Here is a 14,507-nt window from a genome sequence, read left to right as displayed (position 1 = left end):
GCATCTATTTCTGGTGATGAAAGTACACACTCAGAAAAGCTAGATAAAATTAATGCGAAAAACAACCTTAAAACTTTATTCATAAATCACATTCAACAGAGCCAAAATGGGTTGCTTATTTGGAAGTTTAGGTGATGAGTTATACATGAAAATTACAGGCTCATAAATTTTTATATGCAAGTCTGAATATGCGAAACTTTTTTCCCCAAAAAAGAGTTGCAGACTTCCAAGATATTAATTCTCTAAAATTCTCCTTAACACCTCTTTTGGTAATCTCCTCGGTTTATTTAAATAAGGTGATCTTATAGGTGTAATGCATGACATATCTATATCTTTATTTGAAAAATTTGCTGTGTATTTATCCAAACAATTCTGCAGATGATTTACTTTATCTTGCCAAAAGTCCTTATTATCGTATTTGGAGTAATAATACGCATAGTGATGGTCATATTTCTCTAACAATATTCTAGCTAGTTCTAAGTAGATACTTATCCACAAATGCATCATTTCATTAGATTCTGGACTTACTTCGGATCTATATGCCATATAAGGAATAAAATAACTGAATGCACACTCATAAGCAGATTCTGCAGTTGGGTAAATAAGAACTTCACTACAGAAAATTTTTCCTTGTGGGCTTGGACGATATACTAACTCATCCCTTGAATCCCATTTCTTTTTTTTACCTTCTTCAAATAATTTATTAATCTTATATTTTGGATAGCTTTCTCTTGTTTCCAGGACACTTTTAATGAATTCATCTTTAGTTTTATTTCTATCATTGTTAGCTAAAGATGGATTTATAGTAATCAATACACACACAAAAATATAAATAAAACTATTTTTTAAGTTCATATATAATTAACCTTTAAAAACCCTACAGTATCAAAATTATTTTTAACTCTGCTTGTTAATAGGTACTCACATAAACTTGTCCATAATTCACCACCCGAGCATGACACACAACCATGAGAGGTTTGTCCAATATGAAGATAGCGGTCTGTTATGTTTTCACTACCTATTAGTAATTCAAGACCAAACCATACTTTATATAAATGTGTATCAGTATTATATGTAGTAGATCCTTTATGAGGATAATCAGGAAACTTAATTCTATAAATAGAGTCTAAAATTATTTGAAACCCTGGGTGATAGGGTCTACCCCATGATTTACAATGCAAGTTACCTATAGGGGTTACAAGGATTCCATCAATTTGTTCCTGTTCGTTGCTACTAGCACTAACATTAAGATTCAAAACCAAATTAACATTCTCTCTATAATTAAGCATCCTACCCATGAAAGGGTCACCATTTTTTAAACTTATTGAAGCTTCCTGATTTTTATATAACCCTTCATAAAATAAAAAAATCGCCTATCGTTCTTAATCTCACCAAGAATAACTCTTGTATAAGAGGGAACAGATACTTCTAAATGACTATTCAGTTTAACCCTCCAAAATCCATCATCTGAGTGCTTAAAGCAATCTATACCTTTATAAACCATACTTAATGAAAGAAAAATTCTTAAAGCATTATAAATATAAATAAGTATTATGAACTTATAGTTACTTGAACAAAAATAAGGTTATGGCACTTTACTATTTTGTGGTGTAATCGGCAATTAAAATGGACTCCCTCTAATTAGTTAGAATAGCGATTTTTTAGGTCGCAATTCAAGTTAGATGAGGAGGCGATTTTGTTCATTAAAAACTTATATCAGCTGGGTTATTCGATTAAGCTCACAAAAGAGCTTGATGTTTCTAGAAATACTGTACGTAAATACCTTAGGGAAGAAAAGGAGTCCTCTGCCTATTCTCCTAGAGAAAATATAGTTATCAAACTTGATCCATACAAATTTTACATAACATGGGATATTTTTTAACTAGCTTTCAAATGTTTGCTTACAAATTTGTAATAAATCAAGTCGTATATTTTTGAAAGCACGTACAGAATTATTACAGCCAGGGAATTAATAAATGCTGCATGAAAATATTCGTAAGCCCAAATATCTTCAGCAGATTGCATATCAAATTTCATCATTACATCAAAAATAGTGAATGCATATTCCATTTCTTCTTCATTTAGGATACTTAAACCTAGATTTAAATTTAGAGTGGATGTCGTTAAGACGAGTGCAATAAAAAGCAAAATAAAAATTATTATCTGATCAACTATTTTGCATATATTTGAAATAACTTTAATGGCATCGAATTTGATGAAATTAACAATTGAAGTGATTAGTATTGAAGATGCTAAGGAGGAGATAGGAATAAAAATAAGACAGAACTTAATTATTACATCTAGTGCAAATTCGCCATTATAGGGTTCAGGGTCATGTTCGAAGAACATTTTCAATTCTTCTTCATTCAATTCAAATACAAAATAATAAATGGCTATGAAAGTAAAAATAACCAGTAAAAGTTTAAATGTTTTAGCTAACATACGTTTTTAATAGAATCTAGAGCTCTAACAAGAATGATTCCGTATGTTCTGATGCTTGTGCTTGGAATGTTCATCGGCTCTTGGTTTAAAAGCTTAGCCCTTAAAAAATCAAATTCACTTTTATAAGTAAGTGATATACAACCTAATAAAGCACAACTTCCAACCTTGGGATGTAGTATAAAAAGGCTTCTTTTCCAGTAAAAGCTTCAAATGTACCAATACCAGGACAAATTAACTTAGCTGATTTTTTGGAGCTATTGATTTCAAATCGACAAATTAACATAAGATTGGATTAATACTTGGGAATTTTTAAGCACTGACGATTCTAATAAAACATATTTACATAAGTATTTCATCGATGATTTAAAACGGCAAGAAATGCTATTGTTATGAAAAGTGCCAAAAAAGCCAATGTAGATTTATATTGACTATTTAGGTGTGTAATCTTTAAGAAACAGATAAGTTTTACTATTTTTGTAAATTCAAATTTTGCATCGATATTATGAAAAAGCCAATTTTTTTGAATTTATGGAATAATTTTCCTCTGCACTCACAATTTTCCACACTTAAAGATCTCTATACTTGGCTAGGCGGTCAGGTTGAAAGAAATATAAATATACGTGGCTTTGGAGAAAGCGGTAATGCATGTGCAAGCAGGATGAGTGTTGCTTTGAACAAATCTGGATTTTTAATTGATCCTAAATTGGCTAAAAAACTAAATGTTACGACTCTAAAAGCTAAAGATGAAACGCACATTATCTTTAGAGTCAATGAACTAAAGAAATACCTTACACATACCATAGGAATACCAACCATAAAAGACATTAAAACCCCATTTGACGATTTGTTCGTATTAAAAAGTGGGATAGTATTTTTTGATATCCCATTTGGTAATGCTACAGGTCATGTTGCTCTTTACAACGGGATAAATTATAGAGAACCTACTTATGATGATTATTCGACATACGTTAAAGAGTCGAATCCAAAGATTAAAACTAAAAGAAGTCTATTTTGGGAGATATCATGAAGTTAAATAAAATTTTTCTTATGCTTCTTTTTTCTTTTTTAAGCACAAGCTCATATTCTTCAACTAAAGAAAATAAAAGACTATGGGACGATTTGAGAAGTTTTGCTTTTGCAAGTTGTTTAGCTACACAAGAAAACAAATTTCTGTCTCAAGAAGGATGGATATGGGCAAATAATATTAATGAAGGCAACGTAGAATTTGATCTTGATAATGTTTTATATCCTATAAATGAATTTGTTGATAAATATCTTAAGGAGCCAGGTGCATATTACATTGGCTTTTACGAACATAGTGAAGATCATACTAAAACATTGCAAGTAGCTACCTGTTTTGAATTTATCAACAAACCCTCTACAGAAAAATTTTTAAGAAACATATATAAGAAAGTTTTGAAATCTAGGTAGGTATAGAAATTTGTATTTTGTAATAAGTTTTTAGGTAGTCTATAACCTGACCAATACACAATCGTAGCCCCTGTCAACGGTAATCCAGTAGTGGACATCTTAAATCGGCATTGACAACAAACATAATCCCATAACATATGCTATTGTTATGAAAAGTGCCAAAAAAGCCAATGTAGATTTATATTGACTATTTAGGTGTGTAATCTTTAAGAAACAGATAAGTTTTACTATTTTTGTAAATTCAAATTTTGCATCGATATTATGAAAAAGCCAATTTTTTTGAATTTATGGAATAATTTTCCTCTGCACTCACAATTTTCCACACTTAAAGATCTCTATACTTGGCTAGGCGGTCAGGTTGAAAGAAATATAAATATACGTGGCTTTGGAGAAAGCGGTAATGCATGTGCTAGTAGAATGAGTGTTGCTTTAAATAAATCAGATTTCCAAATTGATCCCACAATAACTAAAAAATTGGGTCTCGAAACTTTAAAAACCAAAGAAGGACATCACCTACTATTTAGGGTAAGGGAATTAAAAAAATATATTCTTTAGACTTTGGGAACACCAAGCATATTGGATATAACAAGCCCTTTTGATGATTTATTTGCCCTAAAAAGTGGAATTGTTATTTTCGACATAAACTGGGTTAATTCCACAGGACATATTGCTTTGTTCAACGGGTTGGAATATAGAGAGCCTAAACATGATAACTATTCTAGATATATTATGAATTCTAATGCTAATATCAAAACCAAAAAAACACAATTTTGGGAGCTATCATGAAATTAACTAAGTTTTTTTTGTTTTTATTACTATTTGTTTCTTCCCCATTCTCTTATTCAAAAACCCATGTAAACAATAAACTATTACATAATTTAAGAAGTTTTGCTTTTGCCAGCTGTTTGGCTAATCAAAATAACGAAACTATTTCTGAAGAGGGAAAAATTTGGTCTAACTCACTTAACGAGGGTAATTCAGAATTAAAAGTTAAAACGGTTATGACGCCTATTAATGAATATATTAATAAATCTTTAAGAGAATCAAGTGCTTATTACATTACTTTTTATGAGCACAGTGAAGACCACTCCAAAACCTTATTAATTGCAACTTGTTATGATTTGATTAGTAAACCCTCTACAGAAAAATTTTTAAGAAATATATACAAGAAAATATTGAAATCCAGATAGTGCCAACGACAACCAAATTTAACTCGCTTTACCAAAAGCTAAAATTTACTTCATATGAATAAAGCAATTTTCAAATTTATAAACTTTTTAATTTTGGTTTTGTCTCTTAATTTAGGTTTCATTTCACATGGGATAAGCAAAGACTTCAGCAATAACAAAGTGCCATTAATTGGATCTGAGCAATGTAGAGTTATATTGCCATTAGAAATTAAAAATGAAGATTGGAAATTCTATGCAGAATACATTTTTTATAGATTGCTTTTTGATAATCTAAAACTCATCAATGTGAGACCAGATCTTGTAAAAGCAGATAGTGTAAGATTTGGTTTTGGCTTCACTTTATCTTGTCCAAATGTGTTCTACCAAAATTTAATGCATGAGTTTTTTCACCTGAATATTTTCGAGAATTTCATGAAGTATACAGTGAATTATCTAAAGATGATACCAAATTTGAACAAAATGGAGACACTTGTCTAGTTACGTCAAACTTACCTTTTTATCAGGAATCTTTTCCTGAACAAGTTAAGATATTTTTAAAGCAACATATGCTTTCTTTTGTTGATCTTAAGGTCAGTGAATTAAATTGGGGGATGGGCAAATATACATTTACCTTTAATGGTAAATGCGACGATATTGTAGTTGATTATTATCATCAGAAATTATTTCCGTTGGACTATTTCAGGGAAAAGATTAAAAATAAATAACTGAGCCTGTAAAGATTTTTCTAGGTAATTTTGGATTGCTTTTATCCCTTGTGAAGCACAGTATTTTGTATTTTAAGAATATTGAATAAAAGCCCAAAAGAATATTTAAACTAGCAGTAACAATCATTAAATTAAGTACAAAATTATAGTCATCAGGAATTACAGATTGACTTAGAAAATTTTTTATAACTAAAGTGCACAATTTAAATATAATTACACTAAACAATCCATATTAGATTATCCAACCTACTAAATCAATAATTTGATATACAAAGAAGATAAGTAAACCACCTTTAATTCCAAATCTAAGGCCAATTTGTTTTAATGAGGCTGCTTGAGTATTCATCAGAAGAAGTTTGTGTGGGAAAAATAAGGTATTGTAGCTAGGGTACTTTTACGGGAATATTTAGGGTGAAATTTGTAGCCAAAATTGTTGAATAATAATTTTGGACATGTTATATTTATAATCAGTTAACTTCCAGAATTTGGAACTTATCATGATAATTACTGGGATAAAAATTAAGAATTTTTTTTCTTTTAAAGATATATTTATAGATTTAAGCATTAAGCGAAAATCTAAACATAGTACTATTCCAGATGAATTTCTTGAAGGGTTCAATAATTTCAGATTTAAAAAAGTCTGTATAATCTCGGGCTCTAATCCAAGCGGGAAAAGTTCTCTAGGTAAACTTTTGTATGCTTTACAAGCTCTTGTTTGCCTTTCTCGTATTCCATCAATAGAAAAATTTATCTATGATAAGTCCTCGGAAGCAGAAATAGAAATTGAATATGTTTTCCCTAACGATGAAGATAAGAAACTCAATCGACTGAAACTAGTTTGGCATCCGTCTAAATTGGAAAATGTTCCACATATAAATGCCACCTACTACTTCACACGTCTAAGGTTAGAAGATACAGTTTATTCAGCTAGGAAACGGGTTAATCTAATTTCAGACAGTAAGAAGAGCAAATATTATTATGAATTTAAGGAAAATATTTTTTCTTTTGAATTTTTCTCTTTAATCTCTCAAGGTTTAACTAACCCTTGTTTTGGATGGTTCTATCAAATTGAATCCAATATACAAAAGGATTTAGCTCAATTGCCTCAATTAAAAAATAATCTAATACTAGAAGCGGTACTAAAAACCTTTGACCCATCGATAGAGAATATATCTGAAAATAAAGATGATGAACACAATTTACAGAGCTTTACCATCAATTTCAAAAACAAAGATAAATTGGTTCTTGATACCTATGGTGATATAACAAACAAAGATCGATTATCCAATGGCACTTTTAACGGGTTAGCTATAGCCAGACTCTTCGATGTAATGGTTCAATTTAGGGATAATGATATAAGTTCTATATTTTATGTGGATGAGGCTATGGCTTATGTGCACACTGAAATAGAACAAAAAATAATTAGCCTTGTTATACAAAATTTACCTAGACACTCCCAGTTATTTTATACAACTCTCAATTATGATGTTCTCGATTTAAACTTGCCAGTACATTCATATTTATTTATGAACAAACCTCAAGAACACACAAGTGTTGTTCAAGCTGAAGACAAGATAAAGAAAAATGACCGCAGTTTAATTGGTTACTTACGTAACAATGTATTTGGTACCATTCCAGATACTTCTAAGCTGGAAGATTTATTAGATGTCTAGATAGAACTATGTCTATTGGTATTTAGTTGAGGGTGAAACTGAGAAACACTTGGTTGATTCATTAATTAAAAACGATTATTTACAATCAGGACGAATAAATATTCTTAGCTGCTGGTTTAATAAAAATAAGATTTCAACACAAACCAGGCTATTTTCTAGAAGTCAAGATAATATAGTTTACCTAATATTCGATACAGATGATCTAACCAATTTGGATTATTTTGAATCAAACTGCAATTTAATAATAAGAGAGGCAAGTAAGGTTTATTTATTAGGTCAGGCTAACAATTTGGAAAATGAATTGTTAAAGTCATGCTCTTTGTTAAAAAACAAAAACGACCTATACAAATTATTTTCTTCTCAAGGCTCCAAAGAATTTAAGTCAAACTTTATTAAAGATCAAAACCTCCTAAAAAAATTAGAACGAAAAGGATTCGATAATAAGAGTATTTGGATTTCAAATAACTTACTACCAGAAAAATTATTATCTTTTCTAAAAAAATTTAAAGACAATAGTAAGGTCAGTCTTAGCCCAAAAGATATTTGGTTTAAGTAAAGAATCTAAAAATATTATTTATATTTTAGTGTGCCCCTAAGCCATATTTCGAGGATATATGGCTAGGGCTCGATGTTTATTCAGGTATTGCTATAACCTCTGGATAATATGGCAAATAATAAATTTCATGCGAATGTGAATAGATAGGCTCGCATCGATCAATTAGATGTTCCGTGCCGTTCATAGTCACATAACTCAGCTTGTAGCATTTGAGTGCATCATCATTATGAATGCCATTTCGATTGTGCTTTGAAACCTCGGCCACAGCCGCCTCAACGCCCAACGCATTAACAACGAAATTGTTGATTGGCATAAATAGGAGTTGGACTAAATGCATGGTGAGATACGAAGTTATTGCCACCCCAGCAAGGAAAACAAGCCTCCAAAACAAAGGTGTCTTTTTTGTGTTATGAGAATCTTCTTCGCCTACCCATACCGATTCGTTTGATTTTTTTCGATTTATTAATGTGGCAATGCCCCCGACCACTACCAGTACTACGGGTACATAAATCCAAGGCGATACGAAGAAATAATAAATTGCGGCGTAAATGTTTGAATTATGTATTGCATATACAACTTGTAATGAAAAAATCGGTAATTTTAACAAAAATATGCAAACGTAAATGTAACTAGATTTTTCGGTTTGGAGGCAGGTAGCGAATTTAGTCAACGACTAGAGTCTTCAAGCTCAGCGGGCGTGAGTGAAACGACAGTGGCAATTGAAAGTTACCTCCATATCACTGAACACGAAATTATTAGGATAAAAAACGTAAGTCACAAGATCTAATTATTTATCTTGATTTGAAATTGACATCACTTTTGGATAATGGGGCAAGTAAACAAGTTTATATCCTTCAAAATACCAAGGTTGACACCTATTAATTTCAATTTGTTGATTGTCTAAAGTTTTGTAGCGAAGTTTAAAACAATTGATGTACCGGTAATTTATCAGAGTATTAGACTCCCATGAATCTACAACTTCGACGTCAACCTCATGACCTAATTTGTTTAGAATATAAATATTGGGAGATTGGATAACATTACCCAATAAACCTATAGGACCATATGAGAATATGCCAAACAATACCGTAAAAAAAGGGAGTCCAGAAGAATCCACTTCTTGTTTTTCTTATTTTTACCTTTCTTTTTATTCTCAAGATAAATTGAAAAGCAAAAAAACAGCCCTGTCACAATTAAGACAAACCACCACTTTGTTAGTACCAAATAATACCAACAAGCGTAGAGTGATTGAATTATATAATCCATAGGATTGACTTGGAAATTAAAAATAAAGCACTTATAGATGGATTCTACCGAAAATAGATAAGTATAGTAAATTATTTGTGTAAAACAACCCTTCGTCAACGGCAGTTAATTTGCCTCGATACTCATGTTTATGTTTGCCAATTTGGGAAACCCAAATTTATCATAAAAGAGATTTAATTTTATTAAAATCTAGCTATAATTGGATACCCAAAAAACCGCAAAAACAGAAAAAAAATTAATATGTTTTCCACTTTTGAAAATAGAACTACTTTAAATATTATAAATATGCACTAACAATGTTTAAATGACATTATAAAATTAGTGAGGATAACTTGAATAAGTTCTAATATTTGATAGGATTTATAAATTCATGGACACAAAAGAATTTCTTTAAATTGACTCGGGACTGTCCTATAAGAAAGTGGACAATTAATTAAATTTGCAGGACCCATACTAGTAACTCTAGTATGTGGTGCACCTTTTACTACAAATGTAAAAGAACCTGTTACATGCCTTTGTTGTGCCATAACTGTTTGTGAAACCAACCCTAAACCTACACCTGGTGTATCACCTTGAGTGATGGGTCGAAAAGACATTAAATTATGACGGGGTGTACACATAAGTAAAGTATTAAAACACACTGGTATAGTTGTTGGACCTAGTGCAATATTAGGGTATGGTACAGGAGGTACTGGAGTTTTACATACATCTGGAAAACCTAAATCCATTCCACCTAACTGACAATTTGCAAACATAATTTTTCTCCTTAACCTGCTAGCATTAATTTACCATCATATTTTAGAACTTCATTGCCTTGAACGTATGTCAAGTTCCCACTCAGCTTAGCAATTCCTGTAGCCGTATGATCGAAATTCATGGCTCTTAATTCATCCTTATAAATAACGGTTTTATAAGAATAATTAGCTAAAAAATTTAATTTGTTAGAGAACACATTAAAATTTTGAGTGGTAGCTTCAAAATCACTGGTTAGCAATTTATAGTCTTGAGTTTTCACTGACATTCTTTTAGAACTAATTGAAAATAGTGCGGATGAAACTTTAAAACAAGGTGATGTAAATGTTAAATTTAAGTCCACTTCATAAGACAAGTCAACATTATCTCTATCTAGGATGTACAAGATATAATTATCTTCAAATTTATTTTTGTCCAAATTCACTAATACAACATCACCTAATACTGGTTTAATTAAGCAACTAACTGACCTCTTACACTTTATTTCAATTTGATTATCAATAATTACTGTGTATAGATTTGATGAATCAATTGAAATTACTTTAGCTCTATGACCAATAGTGGATTTTTCCTGATTATTAAAATCTCTATCTAAAAGATCCTTCAGAGAATTACCAATACCATCTTGAAAGTCGAAATCTATAGGAATTTTTTCATTAGTTTTTATATTTTTGTCAACCATAGTTCTGCCTCCAATAAATCTTTATCATCACCTATAGAATTAATTCTATTACCCCAAACAACATCTAAATCGATAACAGAGTGAAACTTGGTACGATCCAAGTTTGATTCCATAAAATTTGATCCAGTAATATTTGAATGAGAAAAATCTGATAGTTGCAAATTACTTTCCTTAAAATTGCATTTAACGGCTTGTGCATTCTTAAATATAGACATCGATAAATCAGAGTTTTCAAAATTGGAACCCGAAATATTTGAACCAGTAAAATTACAAATTTTCATTAAAGAATTATTAAAAATAGAATTTTCTAGGTTGCAGTCAAGAAACAAACACATTTCTAATTTAGCGTTTTTAAAATTACAATTTTTAAGACTACAAGATTTAAAACATGAATTTGATAAATCGCATCCAGAAAAATCAATATTGTCTAAGGTGCTATTTGTAAACTGGGATTTAATCAAAGAAATTTTATTAAAAGTATATTCTTCGGGCAATGAAGAGTCTATATATATAAGTGACTCAATGTCAGATAAATGAAAAGATGCATTTGCCAATGAAATCATATTCGTTGTAAAATACTTAGTATTTGAATTGGAAAAATTCAATTTAGGGCAAGCAAACTTAACTTGATGATTCAGTAAACTAAACACTTCAAGTGAACTATCTAAGATACTTAATTCTATAGAATCAGATTCTGTAATAAAAAAATTTTTTATCGTACAATAATTTAATAAAGTGGTTTCAAAAACTGTATAAGCAAAAGCAAATATATCAATAGAACAATTCAAAAAAATACAGTTTGAGAGCTTACAACCAGTAAATACGTTATTATTTAATTTACAATTATTAAACTTGCAATTTAAAAAAACACAATTAAGAAAAGTATTATCGATAATATCCAATTTTTCAAAATTTATATTTTTAAAAATACATCTTGTAAATTCGTAACCTTGCAATAGATTTTTATCATCTAGATTTAAATTTTCAAAGGAAAAATTTTCGATTTGATCTAGATTCAAAAATTCAGCAAACTTAATTGAATCATTGCTTTGCATTTACTAATTCCTCAATTTTGGAAAAATATTCATTCTATTTAAATAGTTCTCATCGAAAACAGTATTGGAATCAATACTCATCTCTGAGACGTCTGAGGAGAAAAAACTGATTTTTTTAAGTGTACTTTTTAAAATAGTTAGTTTGTTAAAAAGCGAGAAAGATAAATCAATACCATACCAAAGGCTATCTTCTATCTTAGATCCTGTAAAAATAGAATTAGATAAATCAACTTTTGAAAATTTAGATTTTCTTATAATTGATTTAGATAGATTAATGTTTTTTAAATCACAGTTTGAAATTTCAAAACAATCAAATTCACACTGCCTTATAGTAGATAATACTAATTTTGAATCCTTTATAACGAAATGGTTTACTTTGGATAAATCTTTAATAAAAAAAGAGTCTAATTTCGAGTTTTCTATTGTAAAAGAATCGATAACAAACTTTTTATCTGTAGAAAAATTTAGACTAAGGGCTTCAGAATTAATTAATTTAATAGAGTTATATTTACCGCTGATTATTGTAAGTTTATTAATCTTGCAATTGTAAAATTCAATATCTTTTATGATTGCTCTATTGAAAGTCACAAAATAAACATTGCAATCATTAAATAAAATGTTTGATGAAACAAATCTCGTATGATTCCATAATGTAATGTTACATTTTAAAAAAATTACATTATGAAATTTAGAATTATCATTATTAATGCCGTTTAAATCGCAAGAAATTAGTTTACAACTTTTTAGTTCTGCTTCGTTTAAATTACAATTTAAAAATATACAATTAATGAATTCGCAGTTTTCAAATGCTGATTCTCCTAACAAGCTATCACTGAAATCAACGTCTAAGAATGAAACATTCTTAAAACTACAATGTTGCATTGGTTTTCCACTTAAATCTAATTCCTGAAAATCCTTATCTATAATTTCAGTTTTAATTCCACTAACAGAGTACTTAAAAAGTTGATTTATATGCGTCAGCTCAACTACAGAATCGACAGCATTATTGACTGAATTCGAGTTGTAAACAATAGTCGGTGCATTGCTATCAAAAAACATTAGAGATTTATCATCACAATCTTTAAAAAATGAATCTAAATCCGAATCTGTTTTGTTACGATTAGACGTATCAATAAATTTCCTATTTTCTACAGTTTCAATAAGTTTGTTTCTAGTCAAGCTAATTTTATCTTTAAGATATTTTAATTTCTCATCAGGATCAACTTCAAAATTATCAATCGACTCAATTTTTTTATTTAATTCTTTTCTTTTTGAATGAATTTTTCTAGCAGTTTCTAACACTGATTCATCTTTGCTATCATCTAATTCTACTAGCAACTTAAGTAAGAAATCCATTTCTATATAATCTAATTCAACTAATTCAAATAATTTATATAAATTATTGGAGTCAATAGATGAAAGGATTTTTTTAAATTCCTGTGATGCAGGAGAGGAATCTGAAGTTAATTGAGCTAAAGTATCCTTTAAATCTTTTTCGAAATCTGGTTTATAAGAATAATTTCTAAAATTTAACTTAGCATCTTCAACAAGTTCCAAATCTAAATTCTCGGCTTTTTTATTTATATCTTTAATGTTGCTTAATTTTCGTTTGAGTTCAAATAATTTTCTTTTTAAAAGTTTATTTAGAGGCACAGGGGGCAAACCCTTAAAATCAATACCCTGATCTATCAACATTTCATCAAAGGTAGCATAAAGGTTGGCTTTTCTCAGATTTGATCTAATGTTTAAAACATTTTGATAATGTTCTAAAGACCTTTTACTTTGTGTTTTTTCGATAGCCAACATTAAAAAATCAAAGATATCAGTTACTTCTGAAGATTCAACTGGAGTTGAAACATGATAACTAAGAATATAAGTTTCTTTATGAGGATAAGCCAAACACGATTGTAATTTCAACTCTAAGGGTGTTTTTAATGACTTATCCCCCCTAGGCAATAAAAAAATTAAGGGCTTTAAGTCTGGAATTTTGAAATGTACTATTTTTTTGTAAGGATTCATATTAGTAAATTTCATTTTCAAACCATTAATTGTTGCTAATCTCTGGTCTACAGGTGAGAGATTGAAATAAGACCAATCAATATCACTAGCAAATCCAGGAAAGAATTTTTCCTGCCAATTCCTATCGTATGTACCAAGTAATTTATTTCTATTAGGAGATTCAATAGGAAGTGCGCTGAAAGTTGCTACTGGATATATTTTATCTGGATATATCACAGGGTGATTAGGATCCTCAACGTTTGGAAGAGGAGTAACAACCGTTCCATCAGGCTTAGATATTTTTTCAGATCCCTTGCCTATTGTATTGGAAGGTACATTTTTTCCTCCAAAAGCTTTACTAAGAGAAATTGGTAACTCGTCAAAACCCTCTGGGGAGCTAGGCTTACCATTTATCCAAAACCTATCACCATATACAGTTAAAGTTTTATTTATATTACCTGCCTCAATATTGACTGCTGACCTATTGTTTTCTGAATATTTACCATAAGCGTAGCCATTTACAATAATTTCGGGTTTATCTTTAGGCATACCAAAATCAATCAATTCACTGTTAAAATCTTTAACAGAAATAGAAGTGAAATCCTGCCACATCTGTTGCTCACTAAGTAAGCGAAATTCAACTTCATCAACATTTTTGTCAATATATAAATTAACAGACAGTGATAGATATGTTTGCCTATTAAACTCGTACACCCTATAAAAAAGTGAAGTTGAAAGTGGTTTAATTATTCTCATT

17 protein-coding genes are annotated in these 14,507 nt (G+C 29.8%); 9 read left to right on the top strand and 8 right to left on the bottom strand.

Annotated elements, in window-relative coordinates; translation table 11 throughout:
• Positions 1-234 precede the first annotated feature (234 nt).
• Both KUI_RS00655 and KUI_RS00650 read right to left on the bottom strand, forming a co-directional pair.
• Positions 235-855 carry a hypothetical protein gene (locus tag KUI_RS00655; RefSeq protein WP_014840052.1) on the bottom strand — a complete coding sequence of 207 codons (621 nt, stop codon included), beginning with the start codon at positions 853-855 and terminating at the stop codon, positions 235-237.
• Entirely contained in the window at positions 852-1,298 is a 447-nt protein-coding gene (locus tag KUI_RS00650) for a hypothetical protein (RefSeq protein ID WP_238530852.1), read from the bottom strand. The genes KUI_RS00655 and KUI_RS00650 overlap by 4 nt, the downstream gene beginning before the upstream one ends.
• Positions 1,299-1,696: 398 nt before the next feature.
• Here KUI_RS00650 and KUI_RS00645 point away from each other — a divergent pair, with 398 nt between their 5' ends.
• Positions 1,697-1,882 (top strand): hypothetical protein, encoded by a 186-nt coding sequence (locus KUI_RS00645; RefSeq protein ID WP_044953899.1) that lies wholly within the window; start codon positions 1,697-1,699, stop codon positions 1,880-1,882.
• Here KUI_RS00645 and KUI_RS00640 read toward each other — a convergent pair.
• Positions 1,879-2,349 (bottom strand): hypothetical protein, encoded by a 471-nt coding sequence (locus KUI_RS00640; protein ID WP_225972098.1) that lies wholly within the window; start codon positions 2,347-2,349, stop codon positions 1,879-1,881. The genes KUI_RS00645 and KUI_RS00640 overlap by 4 nt on opposite strands.
• A gap of 595 nt (positions 2,350-2,944) precedes the next feature.
• Here KUI_RS00640 and KUI_RS08035 point away from each other — a divergent pair.
• The 8 genes from KUI_RS08035 (at position 2,945) to KUI_RS00600 (ending at position 7,996) form a co-directional block, all read left to right on the top strand.
• Positions 2,945-3,469 (top strand): T6SS effector amidase Tae4 family protein, encoded by a 525-nt coding sequence (locus KUI_RS08035; RefSeq protein WP_014840050.1) that lies wholly within the window; start codon positions 2,945-2,947, stop codon positions 3,467-3,469.
• Positions 3,466-3,873, top strand: a complete 408-nt coding sequence (locus KUI_RS00630) for a hypothetical protein (protein WP_014840049.1) — start codon at positions 3,466-3,468, stop codon at positions 3,871-3,873. Before KUI_RS08035 ends, KUI_RS00630 begins: the two co-directional genes overlap by 4 nt.
• A 261-nt stretch (positions 3,874-4,134) precedes the next feature.
• Positions 4,135-4,428: a T6SS effector amidase Tae4 family protein gene (locus tag KUI_RS08030; protein ID WP_049886014.1), complete on the top strand. Its 294-nt coding sequence runs from the start codon at positions 4,135-4,137 to the stop codon at positions 4,426-4,428.
• A gap of 3 nt (positions 4,429-4,431) precedes the next feature.
• Positions 4,432-4,659 carry a T6SS effector amidase Tae4 family protein gene (locus KUI_RS08645; protein WP_049886013.1) on the top strand — a complete coding sequence of 76 codons (228 nt, stop codon included), beginning with the start codon at positions 4,432-4,434 and terminating at the stop codon, positions 4,657-4,659.
• Entirely contained in the window at positions 4,656-5,063 is a 408-nt protein-coding gene (locus KUI_RS00620) for a hypothetical protein (RefSeq protein ID WP_014840048.1), read from the top strand. Before KUI_RS08645 ends, KUI_RS00620 begins: the two co-directional genes overlap by 4 nt.
• Positions 5,064-5,117: 54 nt before the next feature.
• On the top strand, positions 5,118-5,540 hold the full coding sequence (locus KUI_RS08425; protein WP_014840047.1) for a hypothetical protein: 423 nt from the start codon (positions 5,118-5,120) through the stop codon (positions 5,538-5,540).
• Between the two features lie 724 nt (positions 5,541-6,264).
• Positions 6,265-7,440, top strand: a complete 1,176-nt coding sequence (locus tag KUI_RS00605) for an AAA family ATPase (protein ID WP_014840044.1) — start codon at positions 6,265-6,267, stop codon at positions 7,438-7,440.
• Positions 7,441-7,489: 49 nt separating this feature from the next.
• Positions 7,490-7,996: a hypothetical protein gene (locus tag KUI_RS00600; RefSeq protein WP_014840043.1), complete on the top strand. Its 507-nt coding sequence runs from the start codon at positions 7,490-7,492 to the stop codon at positions 7,994-7,996.
• Positions 7,997-8,072: 76 nt separating this feature from the next.
• On the opposite strand, the gene KUI_RS00595 is transcribed toward KUI_RS00600, so the two are convergent.
• The 5 genes from KUI_RS00595 to KUI_RS00570 all read right to left on the bottom strand — a co-directional run bounded on the left by KUI_RS00595 (position 8,073) and on the right by KUI_RS00570 (position 14,506).
• Positions 8,073-8,603, bottom strand: a complete 531-nt coding sequence (locus KUI_RS00595; RefSeq protein ID WP_225972097.1) for a hypothetical protein — start codon at positions 8,601-8,603, stop codon at positions 8,073-8,075.
• 1,027 nt (positions 8,604-9,630) lie between these two features.
• Positions 9,631-10,017 (bottom strand): DUF4150 domain-containing protein, encoded by a 387-nt coding sequence (locus KUI_RS00585; RefSeq protein ID WP_014840040.1) that lies wholly within the window; start codon positions 10,015-10,017, stop codon positions 9,631-9,633.
• Positions 10,018-10,028: 11 nt separating this feature from the next.
• Entirely contained in the window at positions 10,029-10,697 is a 669-nt protein-coding gene (locus KUI_RS00580; protein WP_014840039.1) for a DUF3540 domain-containing protein, read from the bottom strand.
• Positions 10,679-11,752: a pentapeptide repeat-containing protein gene (locus KUI_RS00575; protein WP_014840038.1), complete on the bottom strand. Its 1,074-nt coding sequence runs from the start codon at positions 11,750-11,752 to the stop codon at positions 10,679-10,681. Before KUI_RS00575 ends, KUI_RS00580 begins: the two co-directional genes overlap by 19 nt.
• A gap of 3 nt (positions 11,753-11,755) precedes the next feature.
• Complete coding sequence (locus KUI_RS00570) at positions 11,756-14,506, bottom strand: DUF2169 family type VI secretion system accessory protein (RefSeq protein WP_014840037.1); 2,751 nt, start codon at positions 14,504-14,506, stop codon at positions 11,756-11,758.
• Position 14,507: the final 1 nt, after the last annotated feature.

The organism is Taylorella equigenitalis ATCC 35865, assembly GCF_000276685.1.
GTDB classification, from domain to species: domain Bacteria; phylum Pseudomonadota; class Gammaproteobacteria; order Burkholderiales; family Burkholderiaceae_B; genus Taylorella; species Taylorella equigenitalis.
This window is presented reverse-complemented; position numbering and strand designations above follow the sequence as displayed.